The organism is Providencia sp. wls1922 (genome assembly GCF_009706505.1).
Taxonomy (GTDB): Bacteria; Pseudomonadota; Gammaproteobacteria; order Enterobacterales; family Enterobacteriaceae; genus Providencia; species Providencia lanzhouensis.
In genome coordinates, this window is record NZ_WLUG01000081.1 from 1 (window position 1) to 20,044 (window position 20,044).

The following is a 20,044-nucleotide window of genomic DNA, read 5'->3' on the forward strand; positions in this document are numbered from 1 at the left end:
TTATTTGGTTAATAAATAGGGCGATAGCTGTTTTTCCATAAAATCTGCAATCGTGGGCTGGGCTTGCTCAGTGGGATGAATACCATCAGGTTGGATCCATTCCGGTTTGGTGATCACGCTTTCCATAAAAAATGGGATCAGCGGAAGGTTATTTTTTTCAGCCAGCGTTGGGTACACTTTTTCGAAGCTGGATGTGTAGCGTTTACCATAGTTTGGCGGGATACGAATTTGCATTAAGAGCGGTTTAGCACCATTTTGCTCTATTTGGTCGATAATCTGTTGTAATGTTATACCTAACTGTTCAACAGATAGCCCTTGCAAACCATCATTAGCTCCCAGCTCAATCAGCACCCAGTCAGGTTTGTGCTGGGCTAGAAGAGTGGGGAGACGTTCTAACCCTTGAGAGGCGGTATTTCCACTAATACTGCCATTAATAACTAAAATCGGTGGCGACTTTTTTTGCCAACGTTCGGCAAGTAATGTTGCCCAAGCTTGCTCGGCGGGTATTCGATAGCCTGCACTAAGACTATCGCCGAGGATCAATAGTTTCGTTGCAGCGAGTGTTTGTCCACTAGCGGTAACTAACAGGAGAAAAACCAATATATGTCGGCGCAAAATATTCTTGAAGTTCATCATCTCATTAAACGTGTTGGTCAAGGTGAACATGAACTGACTATATTGCAAGGAGTCGAGCTAATTGTCGAGTCTGGCCAGACAATTGCTTTAATTGGTGAGTCAGGTTCAGGAAAGTCCACCTTATTAGGCATTATTGCTGGGTTGGATGATGGCTCTAGCGGCACCGTGAAGTTGCTTGATCAAGACTTAACGACCATGGACGAAGAAGCTCGGGCGCGATTACGGGCGCAAAGTGTCGGCTTTGTTTTCCAATCTTTTATGTTAATTCCAACGCTGAACGCCCTTGAAAATGTCCAATTGCCTTCTTTACTGCGCGGTGAATCCGAAACCAAGAGTCATCAGCAGGCGGTGAGCTTACTGACGGATTTAGGGTTAGGAAATCGCTTAAAACATATGCCAGCTCAGCTTTCAGGCGGTGAGCAGCAGCGTGTGGCATTGGCTCGGGCGTTTAATGGTCAGCCTCAAATCTTATTTGCTGATGAACCTACAGGAAATCTTGACCGCCATACGGGAGATAAAATCGCCGATTTGTTATTTGCGATGAATAAAGAGCACGGTACTACGCTGATTTTGGTTACCCATGACAATGAGTTAGCCGCCCGTTGCCAACGTCGATTACGGTTAGTTGATGGGCAATTGAGGGAAGAGTCATGATTTGGCGCTGGTTTTGGCGTGAATGGAAAACGCCGTCTCTGTTGATTGTGTGGTTAGCATTAACCTTGGCAGTCGCCTGTGTGCTGGCGTTAGGGCGGATCAGCGATCGCATTGAAAATAGCATGAGCTATCAGAGCCAAGAGCTACTCGCGGGAGATTTGGTGTTGCGTTCTTCCCATCCGAGTGAGCCAACATGGCTTGCCGCAGCGCAGCAAGCAGGCCTGACATTGAGCCAGCAAATTTCATTTTCAACTATGGCGTATTCTACCGCTGATGAAGAAGGGCGCCCGCAGTTAGTGTTAGTGAAAGCGGCGGATGCGAGTTATCCACTATACGGTGACTTAGTGACCGAGCCTGCGGGGTTAAAACCCACTAAAGGGCATATTCTCGTCGCCCCGAGATTATTGGAATTACTGAACTTAAAGGTTGGCGAACAGATTGATATCGGCGATGGGACGTTTACGATTTCAGGGACGTTAATTCAGGAACCTGATAGTGGTTTTAACCCCTTTCAAATTGCGCCAAGGGTGTTGATCTCGATTGAAGATGCGCCATTAACTGGGGCTATTCAAGTGGGAAGCCGTTTAACGTATCGCGATATGTTTGCGGGTTCTCGCCAAGGGATTGATGCATTTAAAGAGAAATATGATGCTCAGTTACGTAGCGATCAGCGCTGGTATACCTTGGATGATGACAGCGGTGCGGTCGGGAAAACCTTTAAGCGCGCTCAGCAGTTTTTGCTGCTATCGGTGCTGCTAACGCTGTTATTGGCGATTGCTGCGGTGGTGGTGTCGATGACTCATTATTGTCGAAGCCGTCACCAACTGATAGCGGTATTGAAGACCTTGGGGGCAGACCGAGGTGCATTACGTAAGTGGATCATTGGTCAGTGGTTAGTGATTTTAGTGGCAGCGGCATTATTAGGGTCTTTGCTGGGGCTGGCTTTTGAAGGCATTTTAATGCAGATATTGTCGGCAATGTTACCTAAAGCCTTGCCGAGCGCCAGTTTTTGGCCGTGGATCTGGGCGGTGGCAACGCTGTTTATTATCGCGATTATTGTGGGGATCCGTCCTTACTATCAATTGATGGGGACTCAACCTTCTCGTGTATTACGGGAAGATGCCAAATCACCAATTTGGCCACTGTATTATTATCTGCCTGTGGTTACGTTGATAGTGGTCGGCGGGTTATTCCTGTTTGCAGGGGTAAACCCACTATTATGGTCAATCTTGCTGGGAATTGTTGTGGTTGCGGTGCTCCTTGCGTTGATTGGTTGGCTAGGGTTGTGGTTGCTGAGAAAAGTACAGTTTCGCCAGCTCAGTCTGCGTTTATCAGTGAGCCGCTTATTGCGTCAGCCATTGCAAACTATTACCCAGATGAGCGCATTTTCATTGTCATTTATGTTATTGGCATTGTTGATTTTGGTTCGAGGGGATCTTTTAGATCGCTGGCAACAGCAGCTACCGGCGGATAGCCCGAATTATTTTCTGATTAATATGACTCAGTCTCAGCTTGATCCTGTTACGCAGCTGTTGAAACAGTACGAGGTTACACCAACGGAGTTTAATCCAGTTGTGTTAGCGCGTTTATCGGAAATTAATGACCAGTCTGCGATTGAGTGGGCGGATGCTCGCGATCCCAATAATAATACGGTTAGGCGAGAGCTAAGCTTAACGTGGCAATCAACATTGCCGCCTGCAAACGAGTTAGAGCAAGGGAGCTGGCCACCAAAAGCGGGGGAAGTTTCCATTGAGCAAACTGTCGTTAAAGAGTTAGGACTAAAAATCGGCGATAAATTGACGTTCAATGCTGGCTCGCAGATTTTCACGGCTAAAGTGAGCAGTATTCGTAAAGTGGATTGGGAAAGTTTGCGCCCAAATTTCTACTTTATTTTTGCGGAAGAAACATTATCGCCAATGCCAGAAACATGGTTGAGTAGCTTCCATTATGATGGCGATGGGCAGTTGTTAACACAGCTGAGTCATCAGTACCCAACTATTAATGTGTTGGATACGGGCGCTATCATCACGCAAATTCAGCAGATTTTACAGCAGGTAAGCCAAGCTTTAGAAGTGATGGTGGTTTTGGTGATTTTCTGTGGCGTATTATTGTTACTCGCACAGATTCAAGTGGGTATGAGCCAACGAGAGCGTGAGTTGGTGGTGTATCGTACCCTAGGTGCGAGCAAAAAACTGATGCGCCGTACTTTATGGGGTGAATTTGCCTTACTCGGCGGAATGGCAGGGCTTGCCGCGGCATTTGGAGCTGAAGTGGCACTATGGTTACTGCAAACTAAGGTCTTTGATTTCCCGTGGCAGCCAGAATGGCGCCTGTGGGTGTTATTGCCGCTCTGTGCTGGGTTCTTGTTATCGGTGTGTGGCAGTTGGCTGGGGCTGAGGTTAATCGGCACTGGCAATCAGCATCGTCGATTATCGAACGGTTAAATGTATAAAAAGTAGAATAGTCACGAAGGTGGCTATTCTACTTAAAAATGAAAATCGGATGCTTGAGCTTCGCTGTATAGATTTTTTAAGTTGATGTATCCGACATCAAATAAATATTATTTTGTTAGTGTGATTGGTTAAACGAACTGTCTCTAATCCTTCACAAAACCTTCATTCGCCACGGTTATGATTCCGCCATCAATTATTGATGGTATGAAATAGGAAAATAACAATGGTTCGCCTTACACCAATAACTTTCAAACTAACATCCCTTTCTTTATTAATTGGTTTACTCTCATTTAGCACCGCAGGGGTTGCTCAACAAATTTCACAGAAACAAGTGCCAGCCACACTTGCTGGGCATGCCATTTTATCGGTGGATGCGACAGTACCAACGCCGGAAAATGCACCTTCGGATATGCAACATAGTGGCAAATACACTACAGGAACCCGCGTTGATACACTGAATAAAGTGGAGGGAAAATCCGATGGGCGCCCAACAGGTAAGTTTGTTCCAATCAAGGGGCAACCGTTACAAGGTCATTCAGGTATCAAGCGTATGGCTGATGGTACCTACTGGGTGCTCACAGATAACGGTTTTGGGAATAAAATGAATTCCCCTGACTCTATGCTGTATTTAACTCAGTATGATATTGATTTTAAAACGGGGAAAGCCAACCCGTTGAAAACAATTTTCTTCCACGATCCCAACAAAATTATTCCTTTTCATATTATTAACGAAAGCAGTGAAAAGCGTTATTTGACGGGAAGTGACTTTGATCCAGAAAGTTTTCAATTTGCCGATGGTGCCTTATGGGTGGGTGATGAATTTGGGCCTTATCTCATCAAAATGGATTTAAATGGCAAGGTGTTGGCGCTATTTGAAACACAAGTTGAAGGCAAGAAAGTCGTTTCCCCTGACCACTACACACTGACAACGCCGGGTAAACCTGCGGATAAAGTGATTTTCCAAGTCAATCGCTCAAAAGGTTTTGAGGGAATGGCATCATCGCCGGATGGCTCCAAACTTTATCCGATGTTGGAAGGGGCTTTGTGGCAAGAAGATAAACAAGACTATGAGAATGTGAACGGCAAAAAAGCGGCACGTATTCTTGAATTTGATGTGAAAAAGCAAGATTGGACTGGGCGCAGTTGGTTATATGTTTTTGAAGATAATCAAAATGCCATCGGTGATTTTAACCTGATTGATGACACTCACGGTTTGATTATCGAACGTGATAATGGGGAAGGCACCGCGGATAAAGCGTGCGCTGAAGGCGAAAAAAACAAAGAAAACTGCTTTAGCAACTTAGCAAAATTCAAACGTATTTATCGCATTGAATTTTCAGATAAAAATGTGGGTGATGCAGTGGATAAACAAGCCTATGTTGACTTAATGAACATCCAAGACCCTAACAAGCTAGCCAGAAAACCGCTAAATGATGGGGTATTTACCTTCCCATTCTTTACGATTGAAAACGTGGATGTGGTGGATAATGAACATATTATTGTCGGTAACGATAATAACTACCCATTCTCTTCCAGTCGTGAACCTAATCAAGCGGATGATAATGAATTTATCTTGCTGAGAGTACCGGAATTATTGAAGTAATGCGTAATCAGTTATACCGGTAAGAAGTAGAACGTGTAAATGGATCCTTGTTTTTCCCTTGGTTTGATATTTGCTCGGGTTATCCCCGAGCGTTTTTCTTTTTAGGGGTTAATCTTTTTTTACTTCTAAAGCAGGGGGCTTCATCATTAAAGTAAAGAATAGGATCACGATAACAGGAGCTGCGATGGTTAAAAATGCAGGGGTAAAACTGCCTGTAATATCCTTAATTGCACCTGCGATAAATGGCGCTAAACAGGCAATGGTTGAGATTAAATTGACGACGGAGAACAACTCTAAATAAGGTCCGCGACCAAAATAATTGGACAGTAAAACACTGGACGCTAAGAAGGTCATACCGTAGCCAACACCCACGCAAATCACGAACAAAATCAGCCAGAACCATGATGTGGAGATACTCAGTGCCACTACGCCAAGCACCATAATAATTAGGCTACCAATCAGTAAACGTTTCGGCTCCAACCATTCACCCGCCGCGCCGCCTAAGAAGCGCGAAAATGCATTTACAAACGCCATGGTACTTAGCAGAGAAACCGCGATGGTCATACCAAATCCACGCTCTTCAATATGCGCCACTGCAAAACTGTTTACTGTAATACCGCACCATAAAAAAGAGGTATAAGTCGCAGCAATTAAATAGAACTGCCAAGTGCGTAATGCGCGGCGAACTGTCCAAACTTCAGCGGTACGATAAATAGGCTTATTCGCATGACTAACTTGTTTTTGCATTACTTTTTTGGCGTGATCTTGTTCTTTTTTCCCTTCACGTAATGCCAAGATAGTGATGATTGTGACAATGCTAAGATAAACTGCACATAATACCCAGTGCATTCGCCAAGAGCCTAATTGATTCGATGCGTAGAAGTAAATCCAAGGACCTGCAACGCCACCCAATCCACCAATCGTGAAATACAATCCAAATGCCAGAGATTGTTTTTCAAATAGGCGAGAAAGTACATAGGTACCCGGAACGGTCGCTAATAGCGTAAACCCAATACCAATCAAAGCGGTACCTAAGAAATAGGTGCTGATAGCTTCGGTGGAGTAGAGGCTATAAAAGCCAGAGCAGAACACGAGCATGCCTAAAAGTAGCGTGAGACGAACACCGACTTTACGTATCAGCAATGAGGGTAAAAAGCTCGCTAAACCGCAGGTTAAACCAAGTAAAGTAAAACCAAAGCCTGCCTCAGTCCAACTCCATTTTAATTCGCCGATCATGCTCGGTAATACTACGCCTAATGAGGTAAATGTGGTGGCGGTAGCAAGGAAATAAACCAGTCCGAGGAGAATAAGAATTGACCATTGGTATAACGGACTAAACGGTGAGGCTTGTGTTTCTGGCATATGCACTCCAGTGGCGCCCTAGTGAGTTAGTCATCACTCACAAGTAATCACTATAAAAGTAGGGCAAAAATAGCACAATGCCCGAAATATCACTCTCGGGCACGAATAGCGCTATTTTCCCTATTTTTGGCGAGAGTACCAGCCTAATTTTGTTTTTGCCCACTCAATGCCACTTTTATACTCATTTGGCAGCATTGGGATCAAACTATCGAGGGTATTTTCGAGTTGATGAACATCGCTATGAGTCAGATTTAAGTGACCCACTTTACGTACTGGGCGCACTTCTTTCTCATACCAATGTAAATGGACTAAAGGCAGATTTAACCATTCTTGGTTAACATCAGTGCCAATTAAATTGACCATCACCGCAGGGCTGAAAACTTCTGGTGTCGGCATCGGTAAATTTAAAATCGCGCGTAAATGAAGCTCAAATTGGCTAATGGAAGCACCGTTTTGAGTCCAATGCCCACTATTATGAACGCGAGGGGCGATTTCGTTGATCAGCAGTTTATCACCAACCACAAAACACTCCATTGCCATCACACCGATATAGCCTAACTCATCCATCACGGCACTGAGCATCGTCTGTGCTTGTTGTTGCTGGACAGGGTTTGCGTCAGGAAAAGCCACACTGGTGCGTAAAATCCCTTCTTGGTGAAGATTATGGGTGATTGGGTAGAACACTGATTCACCGGATTGGCTACGGGCGCCAATTACGGAGACTTCAGCATCAAATGGGATCCCTTGCTCGACGATGCATTCACCGTAAATTTCCGCAGGGAGTGCTTGTTCATCACCAGGGCGAACACGCCATTGACCACGACCGTCGTAGCCACCAGTTCTACGCTTGACGATTAAAAAATCACCAAGAGTGGCGAACAATTCTGGCCACTGGTCTGGCGATTCTAATCGCGCCCAAGGTGCCGTCGATAAATTTAATGAGTCGAACAGGCTTTTTTGTGGGAAGCGGTCAGCTAAACGTGGAAAAATATCACGGTTAATAAACGCATTATGACGCTCTAACTCTTTGGTTAATGGGGTTTCAGGCCAACGTTCAATTTCAGCGGTGATCACACTTTGCTGATAAGGAACGGCTTCAGGCTCTGCATCTAATCCAACAGGAAAAACAGAAATACCCAGCGGTTCACCTGCTTGGCGCAGCATGCGACCTAATTGACCGTTACCAAGGACACAAACCGGTTTCATTACGCTTCCCTCGGATCTGGGTTATTTAATACGTCGTTGGTTTGTGCTTCGCGCCATGCGGATAAGCGATTGAATAGCTCGCTGTCATGATTGGCTAAAATTTGTGCTGCTAGCAGTGCGGCGTTAGCTGAACCCGCTTTCCCAATGGCAAGTGTGCCAACGGGAATGCCTTTTGGCATCTGAACGATAGAATACAGGCTATCGACACCACTTAATGCAGCGCTCTGTACAGGGACACCAAGGACGGGAACCAGCGTTTTTGCGGCTAACATTCCCGGTAAATGGGCGGCACCACCGGCACCCGCGATAATCACATCAAAACCATTTTGTTTAGCATTTTCAGCAAAGGAAAATAGTTTGTCTGGCGTGCGATGTGCGGAAACAATCTCAACATGGAAAGGCAGTTGCAGTTCGGTCAGCACGTCAGCGGCATGCTGCATGGTTGTCCAATCACTTTTAGAACCCATAACAATGGCGATTTTTGCCGCAGATTGAGCAGGAACTTGGGCAGTCATTTGGTGTGATCCCTGTATTGAAAAATATCACCCTAAGGGTGGGAATGTGAATTGCCCCGATCATATCACGGTAATTAGGTAAGGAAAACGTTTGCGTGATTATAAAATAAGCAAACAGTCATACTGACGACCAACAATTTATCTGCGTGTCTTTATCAAGATAGGAATGTTAAAAAGGAAAGAAAATAAGCTCAACGCCGTTTTCGTTGATCACAAAGGCTGAGCCTTCGCTGTGCCATGCGCCTAAAACGCCACGAAAATGAAGTTGACCACCGAGATTAATCTCGTGGATAGCAGGGCGATGCGTATGTCCGTGGATCATCCATTGTGCTTGATGGCGGTTTAAGGCATCAACTACCGCGTCGGAATTGACGTCCATAATGGCTTCGGATTTCATACTGCTGGCATATTGGCTATTGCGACGCATTTTTTGTGCGATGCGGCGGCGAATAAAGAGCGGTAGCAGTAAAAATACCCGTTGGATCCAAGGAGTATGGACCTTTTTACGGTAGTTCTGATAAGCAGCATCGTCGGTGCATAAGGTATCACCGTGCATAATTAAAATACGCTTATCATATAGTTCAAGTAGGGTTTCTTGGGGCAAAATGGTCATGCCGCACTGTTTTGCATAACGTTGACCCAATAAAAAATCGCGATTGCCATGAATAAAATAGCAAGGGATACCGCGTTCACTCAGCTGTTTTAGAGCCTGAGCCACTTGCTGATGCAAGAGGGTATTATCATCGTCGCCAATCCAATAATTGAAAAAGTCACCGAGAATATACAGGCTGTCGGCGTGGATGGCTTGCTGTTCAATAAATGTAAGAAAACCGGCGGTGATCGCCGGTTCATCTTCACTTAAATGCAAATCTGCAATGATATAAGTGGACATAAATTCAGGGATTACTCGCTGACAGTCACTTTTTCAATCACAACATCTTCGCGAGGTACGTCTTGGTGGAAGCCACTGCGACCAGTAGAAACGCCTTTGATTTTGTCAACAACGTCCATACCTTCAACCACTTCAGCAAATACGCAGTAACCCCAACCATCTGGGCGCTCTGAACGGAAGTTTAAGAAGTCATTGTCAGCGACGTTGATAAAGAATTGTGCTGTTGCTGAGTGTGGATCGTTAGTACGAGCCATTGCTAATGTACCGCGGCTGTTTTTCAGTCCGTTATTAGCTTCGTTCTTGATAGGCGCTTTAGTGTCTTTTTGGTTCATGCCTGGCTCAAAACCACCGCCTTGGATCATGAAGCCGTTAATAACACGGTGGAAAATGGTATTATTGTAGAAACCTTCGCGGCAGTAAGTTAAAAAGTTTTCGACAGTGACAGGTGCTTTGTCTGCGAAAGTTTTGATAACGATGTCACCGTGATTGGTATGAAATGTAACCATAATAGCTATCCTGAATAATTGTTTTTTATGCGCTAACTTGCGAAAGCGTTGAGATCAGCAAGTTTATATCACAGATAAAACCTGACTTGAAGCGACAGTGTGTTTGCAAAATAGGTTATCCCATAACAGTGACCTAATAAATCAGGCGATAAAGTCAGGCGCTAACCTTGCTTTCTTCGGGTGATCGCGATTCAATACCGTGCTATTTTCGTAAGGTTGAATCTGGATATTTTATCCTCAACATCGCGATAATCTGATGTATGATAAATATACACGTACTAATAAAATGGAAATAAAAAGATGCTGCAGATTTTCAATACACTGAGTCGTCAAAAAGAAGAATTTAAACCCATCCATGCTGGAAAGATTGGGATGTACGTGTGTGGCATCACCATTTACGATTTGTGTCATATTGGTCACGGTCGTACCTTTGTGGCTTTCGATGCAATTAGCCGCTATTTACGCTATTTAGGCTATGACCTGAATTATGTGCGTAACGTGACAGATATTGATGACAAAATCATTAAACGTGCCGCTGAAAATAATGAAAGCGTGGAAGAATTAACTACGCGCATGTTAGCGGAAATGCATAAAGATTTTGATGCATTAAATATCCTACGTCCAGACAGCGAACCGCGTGCCACTCGCCATATTCATGAAATCATTGAGCTAACTGAAAGCTTGATTGAGCGCGGTCATGCTTATGTTGCTGATAATGGCGATGTGATGTTTGAAGTCAAAACTGATCCAAACTACGGCTTATTATCTCGCCAAGACTTAGACCAACTTCAAGCGGGTGCCCGTGTTGAAGTGGCTGATGTAAAACGTAATCCAATGGACTTCGTTTTATGGAAAATGTCCAAAGAGGGTGAACCAAGCTGGGAATCTCCGTGGGGATTAGGTCGCCCAGGTTGGCATATCGAATGTTCGGCAATGAACAGTAAAGAGTTAGGCAACCATTTTGATATTCATGGCGGCGGCTCTGACTTAATGTTCCCGCATCATGAAAATGAAATTGCGCAATCTACCTGCGCCCATGATGGCCCCTATGTTAATTACTGGATGCATTCCGGTATGGTGATGGTTGATAGAGAAAAAATGTCTAAATCTCTCAACAACTTCTTTACCATCCGTGATGTATTAGAGTACTACGATGCGGAAACTGTACGCTACTTCCTGCTTTCAGGTCACTATCGTAGCCAATTGAACTATACCGAAGAGAACTTAAAGCAAGCGCGTACCGCGTTAGAACGCTTATATACAGCGCTGCGCGGCACAGATAAATCGGCTGTACCAGCAGGCGGCGAAGAGTATAAGAATCGTTTCTGTGAAGCGATGAATGACGACTTCAATACACCAGAAGCTTATTCTGTGTTGTTTGATATGGCGCGTGAATTAAACCGCCTGAAAACTGAAAATATGGATGCAGCGAACGGCATAGCGGCTCAATTACGTGAACTGGCAAAAGTGCTGGGACTGTTAGAGCAAGATCCTGAAACTTTCCTGCAAGCTGGAGCACAAGGCGAAGATGATGCGGAAGTCGCGAAAATCGAAGGGTTGATTAAACAGCGTAATGATGCGCGTCAAAGTAAGGATTGGGCTCTGGCGGATCAGGCACGTGATGCGTTAGCGGCGATGGGGGTTGTGTTGGAGGATTCGTCTGCCGGTACGACATGGCGTCGCAAATAATATTCGCCATATTTCGCGCTGTGGCGTTGTTGGCGTCACTCGGCTACTCGGGTCACATACTCATGTATGCTCCCCGAGATATCCTTGCTAGCCGCCTAGCCACAACACGAACTATTTAGAATATTGTCCTTTATCGTTTTTCACGTAATACCGGTTTGCTTACAATTCGAATAATTTAGAGAATTTAGCTTAACTAGCTTAACTAGCTTAACTAGCTTAACTAGCTTAACTAGCTTAACTAGCTTAACTAGCTTAACTAGCTTAACTAGCTTAACAAATAAGAATAAAACCCACTAAAAAGGATCTATTTTTGGTGGGTTTTTTTATGGCTGCAGCGGCTAAATTTGCAAGCGAGGATGATGACAGTTGTCGATACTACCCAGTGAAATATAGACAGTGGAATTTAACATTGGGTCACCAAAACGGTGAATTCACTCACAATGAAAACATAGATAAGGATAAATATGTTTCCAATAAACGCTAATCGACTAACCGTATCGCCATTGACAGAATTTCCAGTATCATCAAATACAAGCCATCTCCCTGAACGTATTAAGTCTATCCAAAATATCTCCGAACTTAGCCCACATTTGGCTGAAACAACACCCGTCAAAAGAAATAGGTTAAAGCTAAAACTAAAACTAAATATAGGAGTCGCTACTAAAGCTACGGCATTCGATAAATTGGCTGAAAAAACACAGTTACTGGTGAAAAACATTGAATACGATACAGAGAGTAGGGGGCAGAGATATCCCAATATTGGTAGTGCAAAACAGACTCAAATTTCAATACAAAACTCTTGCAAATCTCTTGTCACCTTAGCTGCCAATCGGCTCCAAGTGGGGGGAGAAAATTTAGCCATCCGCTGCCAATACCCCAAAGATAATGACCAAGCCATTGAAAATCATTTGTCTATGCTTATAGCAAACAAAACTCCGATATTAGTTGTCTTAGCATCAAAACAAGAGATTGATAATTCTATCTTGCAAGGAGAGAAGCTCCCACCTTACTTTATGAGTAATCAAAAATATGGCGCCATTGAAGTCACTTTTGAACAAGAAAAAAAGAATTATAAAGTAGAACCTAAAAAAACAAGCACAGGGGCGAACCCGTTGGAATTTAGCCAATATAAAATGGAGATTTCTAATGGTCATAAAAAGCATTCAATCCCTGTGATCCACGTGACTAATTGGAATGATGGGGGAACGGTAACAACGGAGGAGTTAGTTAAATTAAACCAGCTTATTAGAGTCATCAATGAAGGTAGCTTATTTGAACTCTATAAAAATCAAGGAGTAGATATAGAAGGAAGAAATAAACCGCTTCCCGTTATTCATTGCAAAGCTGGCATTGGTCGAACAGGGGTATTAGCGGCATGCATGCAGTGGAGAAAGGCAGGAAATAAACTATCGATGGAAAATATCGTATTAGCATTGCGGGAGACAGGAAGCCCGAATATGGTCCAAAATGAAGCGCAATATCGGCAATTACAAGAATTCACAAATGTGCCATTATCCCCAACAAGAACCATCGGTAAGTGGGCTTTTTGATTGAGTAACAAAAGGTAAGCTGAATAGGGCTCAGCTTACCTCTATCAAGTATGCAGTGAGAACTACTCTTGTACCTTGATTTGTTCGCTTCCCATAGAAACGACTTTGCCTGCGACAATTTTGCAGCGTTTGCGTGTTTCAACAACACCATCAACTTGCACTAAGCCATCAGCAATCATTGATTTTGCCATCGCGCCACTTTCTGCCCAACCTTCAATTTTTAGCAGGTCGCATAACTCGATATGGGGATGACCATCAAGATGAAAAATATCCATTGTGACTCCAAATTACATTAAATATCGTGGTACTCTTCGCACGCCTGTAGCGTGTTTTGAATCAGTGTAGCCACGGTCATTGGCCCAACACCGCCCGGAACTGGCGTGATCCATGCAGCGCGTTTTGACGCTTCATCGAAATCAACATCTCCAGTCACTTTGCCATTTTCTAAGCGGTTAATACCGACATCGATAACGATAGCGCCCGGTTTGATCCATTCGCCTGGAATAAAGTTAGGTTTACCTACAGCCACGACTAGTAAATCCGCATTACGGACATGCTGTTCGAGATCTTTGGTAAAGCGATGAGTAACGGTGGTGGTGCAGCCCGCTAATAATAATTCAAGGCTCATCGGACGACCAACAATATTTGATGCGCCAATGATAACGGCGTTTAAACCATAAGTATTAATGTCATAACGCTCAAGTAAGGTAACAATCCCTCTTGGGGTGCAAGGACGCAGGCGAGGCGCACGTTGGCATAAACGACCGACGTTATAAGGGTGAAAACCATCGACGTCTTTATCGGGATGAATGCGTTCAATCACTTTGACGTTATCAATGCCAGCAGGTAATGGTAACTGAACTAAGATGCCATCAATTTCATTATCTTGGTTAAGGTCATCAATAAGCTTGAGCAGTTCAGCTTCAGTTGTCGTGTCTGGTAAATCATAGGAGCGAGAAATAAAGCCAACTTCTTCGCAAGCACGTCGCTTACTGCCAACATAAATTTGAGAAGCGGGGTTAGCGCCTACGAGAATAACGGCAAGCCCGGGAGCTCGTTTACCATTGGCAATACGAGTTTGTACTTTTTGAGCAACTTCCTGTCTAATTGCTTGCGCAATCGTTTTCCCATCAATAATTTTTGCTAACATCTGTAACTTAATCCATATATGAGACACGGGGGATGCCTCTATTTTGTCAGAACTTGCTAGTAATGTCAGGTCTATCTGATAGATAAAGTAAGCATATCGTTATTTAAGTAGTGAAAAGCCATTGACTCGGCGCTCAGCAACCGTATAATTCAACGCCATCAGCCAGATAGGCTGTCTGCGCACACAATGCGCCCTTAGCTCAGTTGGATAGAGCAACGGCCTTCTAAGCCGTAGGTCACAGGTTCGAATCCTGTAGGGCGTACCATTCTCAAGCAAGCGCATATCAATAGACATCACAGGATGTCTTTTTTTATGCCTGAAATTCAGAAATTCATCGCAAATCCGCAGCATAACACTTCAGAATCGACCCACTCAATTAAGAAACTGGACCTTCAGAAATGAGTGTGACAATCCACTTTTTGTTAACTAACTCAGCTTTATACATATTGGTCTGCGCACTCAGGTTTCCTTCATAATAACCTCCGCGAATAGTACAGTTTTGTGATGTGTGGCATTGGGGGTTATCAACAAAAAAGGCAATTGCCTTCTTTCCATTTGATTTAACTAAAGAGCTTTGTTCAATATGACAAACTGAGTTCGGCTGAATAGAGATTGCTGTTGGATGTACGATGCCTCTTAATAGTTGCTGATTCGGGTCTTTGATTCCTTCTGGAGTTTTAATACCAAGACAATAAGTTGATATATTTTTTGGACTTGCCGTGAGATTATTTTTAATAACCTCATTGAAGGTTGCAATTTGAACTTGCTCATCAATTGAAGCTTGGCTAACTATAGTTGAACACCCTGAACTCATAAATACCCCGAAATAGAGTAATGATATTCCTAATTTTTTATACATTGATAATATTCCTATGTTTAGATGTTTATATTCAAAATTATACATCGAAAAATGATGGGAAATTCCTATCATAGTGAGAAGATACGCGAATTTTTATTAATTAAATAGCATAGATAAGATGGTTTTCTTAATTTTTATTTTGTAATTATTATAATTAATCAATGTTTGAGTTATATAACAATTTAAATGTTCATTCTTGATTTTTATTTTTTATTTCTAAAATATAAATTACAAGTGAGCGTAGTAATATTTTTATCCTTCATCAATTTTTTATCTAAAAACTCAAAGTAATTCCATTTTATTTAATTTCAAATTGTAACAAAATAATAATAATACAAGTGCCAGGAGTTATTTTTATACCTTTTTAAAATACTCCACTATGTGGTTATTTTCTTAACTTGCTGATATTTTTTATTTATTAGAATTGAACTTAATCATAATTCGATATAATTTTAAAAAATAATAGTTTATGGCTATTAAATTTTAAAATATCAATTGGTATTAACGTGTTTACAGGAATGTAGGATTAAATTTATATTTCAACCCACATTAAGAGTTAGCTTTCTTTGATATTAGATTTATCTCTGCCTTTAAAGGGATTTAATTTTTTAGCCATAATGATTAATCTAAGCATTGAGTGAGTAAATTTTAGGTTTAATTATGAATATAAATAATGATTCTTTACGCAAAGATATTGGTAATTTTATTAAAAATGCCAGAAAAGATAAATCCCTGACTGGAACTCAGCTAGGTGGTCTATTAAACGTAAGTCAACAACAAATATCTCGATATGAGCGGGGTAAAACAAGCCTGTCGATAGATTCTTTATCAGCAATCTTGACTATATTAGAAAAGGATTGGTCAGACCTTTTTCAAAAAGTTATGGTTAATTATTCAAATGGTAAAACTGATGAATACAGTATTAATAACGATTTAATTATCTAAAAATATAAAATTAACTTTAACTCCGCAAATAAGTAATTCTAATTTAATCAGATATTTTTCTGATTAATTAAGATCTCTGCAATTGCTTAGATCTTAATTAGGAAGCCCAAAGCTGTTGCATCATGGAAGATGTATTTAATTATTGGTTTTATTTAGTCAATCAAATGAGTCAGCCTCTTCACTATTTTGGTGACAGGGAATTCGTTTAAATGTTTATCAGAAAGGAAATGAAATGAAATTAACTCAATTAGCATTAGCATGTGTATTTGCAGCATCTGTAGTTCCAGTTAGCTCACTGGCTGTCAATGCAAGCAATAACGGTACTGTTACGTTTCAAGGTACTGTTGTAGAAACACCATGTAACATAGAGCAAGAGTCACTGAAACAAACGGTTGATTTTGGTCAGTTATCCAAAAAATCTTTAGAGTCAGGTCAACCAGCTGAAGCAAAATTTGATCTTAAGTTTACTGGTTGTGACTTAGAAGGCTATGGTGAAGCTCCTGGCAACGGTGGTGGTGAAACTCGCGCACTAAAATCAATGATGATGACGTTCACAGGTCAAAATTATGTGGGTACTGCGGGTGATCAAATGCTGCAAACCTCTACAGGCAATGTGAATAACTTAGGTATTGCTATCGAAGGCTTCAAATTTGGTGAAGCTAAAGATGTTATCGGTTCTATGATCAACCCAATCGGCGATAACGTTCTGAACTTTACTGCATTAGCAAAAGCTGTTGATAAAACTAAACCTGTTGGAGAAGGTAAATTCGAAGCTATTTCCAACTTCCGTATTACTTACCAATAAGTCTTTAAGTCGCCGCCAGGTTTCTGGCGGCATTTAAATGGTTACGGGAGATAGCAACATGTCGAAATATCAATATGTTTTTTCTTATATTCCCAAAATATTGATGGGTTTGATTTGCGGCTATTCGATAAGTGTGCACGCTGGACAAGTTGGTTCTCGGCATCAAGGGGCGACGGAATTAGTGGGAAGAGTCGTATCTACCCCTTGTTCTATTGTGATGAAAAATCGTTATCAAACGGTTGATTTCTCTTCATTAACCTTGACAATGCTGTCGACACAAGCACAACGAAACCAAAAAATTCAACCCTTTGAAATAGAACTTCGTGATTGCGGTAGCCTCTATTCTTCTTTAGACAGTAAGACGTGGTTAATCCGTTTTGAAGGACAGCATGTCGAAAATATGAATATATTTTCTTTGCGAGGTGCTTCCCAAGGATTAGGCATTTCAGTACTGGATAAATCAATGAATATATTGATACCAAGTCATAGTTATCCTTTATTAAATAATGAATTACAAAAAGACAAATTGGGTAATTCGTTATTATTGAATTATTTTTTAAGGCTAGAATTAACGGGGAAACCGATTCAAGCAGGAAGTTATAAAGGGCTGATCCGTTTTTTTATTGATTATAAATAAAATAATGAACTCCATATTCAAAAATAAATATTGGAGACGATCTTCTATTGTTTTGGGGTGAAAAAAGCATGACATTCAAACCTAGCATGATTAGACAAGCTATTTTATTAGCCATAAGTTGCTCTGTCTGGAACGCTTATGCATCGGAGTTTAATACAGATGTATTAGATGCTGAGGATATTGAAAATGTCGATATGAGCCAATTTGCTGTAGCAGGTTATGTATTACCTGGTAAATATACGTTAACCATTTTTGTTAATGGGCAGCGATTGGGTGCACCCCGAGAAATAACAGTATTTGAACAAGATAAAAATTCAGAAGCAGCCTCTCAGGAAATTTGTATTCCTGCGGATATGATAGATTTAATTGGTTTAAAAGAATCTGAAATCGATAAAGTTAAAATAACCCATGATGGGCAATGTTTAGATTTATCGGGATTAACCGGCGTTCAAACAAAAATAGAACTCTCCTCATTATCATTAAAAATAACCATACCTCAATCTTGGATGGAATATAACGATCCGAATTGGGTTCCTCCTGCGTTATGGGAAGAGGGGATTAATGGGGCATTTATTGATTATTCTGCCAATGCCTCTGTGACAGATGAAAATGATGGTGGAAAACGAACTTATTTATCAACAAACGGTATTGCCGGTGTCAACCTGGGAGCATGGCGTTTTCGTGCAGATTACAGTGCTAATTATCAAAAACAACAAAATGGCAGTAATACACAAGAATTTCATCAGTTTGATTTCAATCGATTATATGCATTTACATCATTAAAAAAATTAGCCGCTATTTTAACGATTGGTGAAAATTACTTTTATTCGAATTTATTTGAAGCGTGGCAATACACGGGAATGTCATTAGAAAGTGATGACAGAATGCTACCACCTAAATTAGTGGGCTATGCGCCAGAAATTATTGGTGTTGCCAATACCAATGCGATTGTCACTGTTCGCAGTCAAAACCGCGTTATTTTAGAAACAACCGTTCCTGCGGGGCCATTCCGAATTCAAGATTTGGAAAGCGGTATAAGCGGGGTTTTAGATGTCACTATTCGCGAAGAAAATGGAGAAGAAAGAAAATTCAGTGTAAACACGGCATCTCTACCATATTTGACTCGACCAGGACGACTAAATTATAAATTTGCAACGGGTAAGACACGTTATAATAACCATGACATGACAGGCAACCCTGTTATGAGTGGTGAACTTTCCTATGGCTTATCAAATGCTTGGTCATTATTTGGTGGAGCTCAGTTAAGTGAGGATTATAAAACTGTTGCGATTGGTATTGGTCGAGACTTATTTGCTTTTGGTGCACTCTCTTTCGATATTACGCAATCTATTTCTAATTTTAGGGAGCAAAAATTACAAGGACGTTCATACCGACTCAGTTATTCAAAATCATTTGATGAGTTGCGTACGGATGTGACCTTTGCGGGTTATCGTTTTGCAGATGAAAATTACCGCACACTCACGCAATTTATGGATCAAGAACGTACGGGATATGCGGGTCGATCGCCAAAAGAAAACTATCAAATCTATTTAAATAAATATTTTGATGATTTTAGTTTGTCGCTGAATTATCAGTACAGCACCTATTGGCAAGATAAGCCTCAAATGCAATATGGCTTATATGCCAGTACAGGCATTAGTATTCCCAGTTTATCGCAGCAGGATGTAAACCTTTCGATTTCAGCTACCCGAACTGAACGTGACAGCGGTTATACCGATGACGCAATTAACGTATATGTCAATATTCCATTTTATAATGGTCATAGCGTGACGATGTCAGAAAGCTATTCTGGCTACAAGGGTGGAAATAATTATAACCATAACATTGGCTATAGTGGGTACAGCGATCGTGATAATTACAGCCTAAATGTTGGCTATAATCACGGTAAAAACATCGACGCTCAATCGAGTATTAGTGGTTATTATTCTCGCGATTTGTCACAAGCAACTGTGTCTGCGAATGCGAGCTATGTTCCACAACAATATCGTAGCTTTGGTGCATCTATTAGCAGTGGAATAACGACAACGGCTCACGGAATTGCACTGCACCAGAGCACTTATGGAGATACACGATTATTAATTGAAACACCAAATGTGAGTGGTGTGCCATTGGACAGTGGTGTGATTAAAACGAATGGTCAAGGATTGGCTATTATCCCCAATATTAGTAGTTACCGTAAATCTACTGCATCAATAAATACCAGCAAGTTGCCTGATGATATAGAGGCTCTAGCACCGTCAACAGATATTACGTTAACAAAGGGTGCCATTGGTTATCGCAGTTTATCGGTAATGAAAGGGCAAAAACTATTTGCGATCCTTTCACTGAGTAATAACAAAAAACCGCCTTTTGGTGCCAGTGTACGTAATGCGGATAACCGTGAACTGGGTATTGTGGGTGAAGATGGTGTGACTTGGCTTGTCGGTATTTCGCCTAATGAAAAACTTTCTGTTTATTGGGGCGGTAATAAAGAATGCGAGTTAAATTTACCTGAAAAATTGGATACAACATCAAGTATGTTGTTATTACCGTGCACATAATTTTCTGTTACTTAATTAAAT

General features: G+C 41.7%; 18 protein-coding genes and 1 tRNA gene. 10 read left to right on the forward strand and 9 right to left on the reverse strand.

Translation table 11 applies throughout. From position 1 onward, the window contains the following. Positions 1–636, reverse strand: a complete 636-nt coding sequence (tesA, locus tag GKR71_RS08395) for a multifunctional acyl-CoA thioesterase I/protease I/lysophospholipase L1 (RefSeq protein ID WP_036952149.1) — start codon at positions 634–636, stop codon at positions 1–3. Between tesA and ybbA the strand changes: the two genes are divergently transcribed. The 3 genes from ybbA to GKR71_RS08410 all read left to right on the forward strand — a co-directional run bounded on the left by ybbA (position 604) and on the right by GKR71_RS08410 (position 5,346). After that, positions 604–1,290, forward strand: coding sequence for a putative ABC transporter ATP-binding protein YbbA (gene ybbA / locus GKR71_RS08400; RefSeq protein ID WP_036952147.1), 687 nt, complete (start codon positions 604–606; stop codon positions 1,288–1,290). The genes tesA and ybbA overlap by 33 nt on opposite strands. Continuing rightward, positions 1,287–3,734, forward strand: a complete 2,448-nt coding sequence (gene ybbP / locus GKR71_RS08405) for a putative ABC transporter permease subunit YbbP (RefSeq protein ID WP_154634144.1) — start codon at positions 1,287–1,289, stop codon at positions 3,732–3,734. The genes ybbA and ybbP overlap by 4 nt, the downstream gene beginning before the upstream one ends. A gap of 232 nt (positions 3,735–3,966) precedes the next feature. Then, on the forward strand, positions 3,967–5,346 hold the full coding sequence (locus GKR71_RS08410; protein WP_154634145.1) for an esterase-like activity of phytase family protein: 1,380 nt from the start codon (positions 3,967–3,969) through the stop codon (positions 5,344–5,346). A gap of 108 nt (positions 5,347–5,454) precedes the next feature. Here the strand turns inward: GKR71_RS08410 and GKR71_RS08415 are convergent, their stop codons facing one another. From GKR71_RS08415 to ppiB, 5 genes are all read right to left on the reverse strand, one after another. Beyond that, positions 5,455–6,708, reverse strand: a complete 1,254-nt coding sequence (locus tag GKR71_RS08415) for an MFS transporter (protein WP_036952144.1) — start codon at positions 6,706–6,708, stop codon at positions 5,455–5,457. Between the two features lie 120 nt (positions 6,709–6,828). After that, a complete protein-coding gene (gene purK / locus GKR71_RS08420) occupies positions 6,829–7,914 on the reverse strand; it encodes a 5-(carboxyamino)imidazole ribonucleotide synthase (protein WP_154634146.1) in 1,086 nt (361 codons plus the stop codon). Beyond that, positions 7,914–8,429 carry a 5-(carboxyamino)imidazole ribonucleotide mutase gene (gene purE, locus GKR71_RS08425; RefSeq protein WP_154634147.1) on the reverse strand — a complete coding sequence of 172 codons (516 nt, stop codon included), beginning with the start codon at positions 8,427–8,429 and terminating at the stop codon, positions 7,914–7,916. The genes purK and purE overlap by 1 nt, the downstream gene beginning before the upstream one ends. A 169-nt stretch (positions 8,430–8,598) precedes the next feature. Beyond that, positions 8,599–9,321: a UDP-2,3-diacylglucosamine diphosphatase gene (lpxH, locus tag GKR71_RS08430; RefSeq protein ID WP_036952138.1), complete on the reverse strand. Its 723-nt coding sequence runs from the start codon at positions 9,319–9,321 to the stop codon at positions 8,599–8,601. An 11-nt stretch (positions 9,322–9,332) separates the two neighbouring features. Continuing rightward, the gene (gene ppiB, locus GKR71_RS08435) at positions 9,333–9,827 is read right to left on the reverse strand and encodes a peptidylprolyl isomerase B (RefSeq protein WP_006659258.1); all 495 of its coding nucleotides are present in this window, start codon (positions 9,825–9,827) and stop codon (positions 9,333–9,335) included. 300 nt (positions 9,828–10,127) lie between these two features. Between ppiB and cysS the strand changes: the two genes are divergently transcribed. Beyond that, entirely contained in the window at positions 10,128–11,516 is a 1,389-nt protein-coding gene (gene cysS / locus GKR71_RS08440; protein ID WP_036952136.1) for a cysteine--tRNA ligase, read from the forward strand. 464 nt (positions 11,517–11,980) lie between these two features. Then, a complete protein-coding gene (locus GKR71_RS08445; protein WP_154634148.1) occupies positions 11,981–13,066 on the forward strand; it encodes a protein-tyrosine phosphatase family protein in 1,086 nt (361 codons plus the stop codon). A gap of 62 nt (positions 13,067–13,128) precedes the next feature. On the opposite strand, the gene ybcJ is transcribed toward GKR71_RS08445, so the two are convergent. Both ybcJ and folD read right to left on the reverse strand, forming a co-directional pair. Beyond that, entirely contained in the window at positions 13,129–13,341 is a 213-nt protein-coding gene (gene ybcJ / locus GKR71_RS08450; RefSeq protein ID WP_108478314.1) for a ribosome-associated protein YbcJ, read from the reverse strand. Between the two features lie 17 nt (positions 13,342–13,358). Then, on the reverse strand, positions 13,359–14,216 hold the full coding sequence (gene folD / locus GKR71_RS08455; RefSeq protein ID WP_036952132.1) for a bifunctional methylenetetrahydrofolate dehydrogenase/methenyltetrahydrofolate cyclohydrolase FolD: 858 nt from the start codon (positions 14,214–14,216) through the stop codon (positions 13,359–13,361). A gap of 188 nt (positions 14,217–14,404) precedes the next feature. On the opposite strand from folD, the gene GKR71_RS08460 reads away from it, so the two are divergent. Further along, positions 14,405–14,481 (forward strand) — tRNA-Arg (locus tag GKR71_RS08460). A gap of 111 nt (positions 14,482–14,592) precedes the next feature. Here the strand turns inward: GKR71_RS08460 and GKR71_RS08465 are convergent. After that, on the reverse strand, positions 14,593–15,075 hold the full coding sequence (locus GKR71_RS08465; RefSeq protein WP_154634149.1) for a hypothetical protein: 483 nt from the start codon (positions 15,073–15,075) through the stop codon (positions 14,593–14,595). 660 nt (positions 15,076–15,735) lie between these two features. On the opposite strand from GKR71_RS08465, the gene GKR71_RS08470 reads away from it, so the two are divergent. The 4 genes from GKR71_RS08470 (at position 15,736) to GKR71_RS08485 (ending at position 20,023) form a co-directional block, all read left to right on the forward strand. Continuing rightward, complete coding sequence (locus GKR71_RS08470) at positions 15,736–16,020, forward strand: helix-turn-helix domain-containing protein (RefSeq protein ID WP_132496707.1); 285 nt, start codon at positions 15,736–15,738, stop codon at positions 16,018–16,020. Positions 16,021–16,252: 232 nt separating this feature from the next. Then, the gene (locus GKR71_RS08475; RefSeq protein WP_132496706.1) at positions 16,253–16,825 is read left to right on the forward strand and encodes a fimbrial protein; all 573 of its coding nucleotides are present in this window, start codon (positions 16,253–16,255) and stop codon (positions 16,823–16,825) included. Between the two features lie 58 nt (positions 16,826–16,883). Continuing rightward, positions 16,884–17,462: a fimbrial protein gene (locus GKR71_RS08480; RefSeq protein WP_154609605.1), complete on the forward strand. Its 579-nt coding sequence runs from the start codon at positions 16,884–16,886 to the stop codon at positions 17,460–17,462. 68 nt (positions 17,463–17,530) lie between these two features. Continuing rightward, positions 17,531–20,023, forward strand: coding sequence for a fimbria/pilus outer membrane usher protein (locus GKR71_RS08485; RefSeq protein WP_154634150.1), 2,493 nt, complete (start codon positions 17,531–17,533; stop codon positions 20,021–20,023). Positions 20,024–20,044 lie beyond the last annotated feature (21 nt).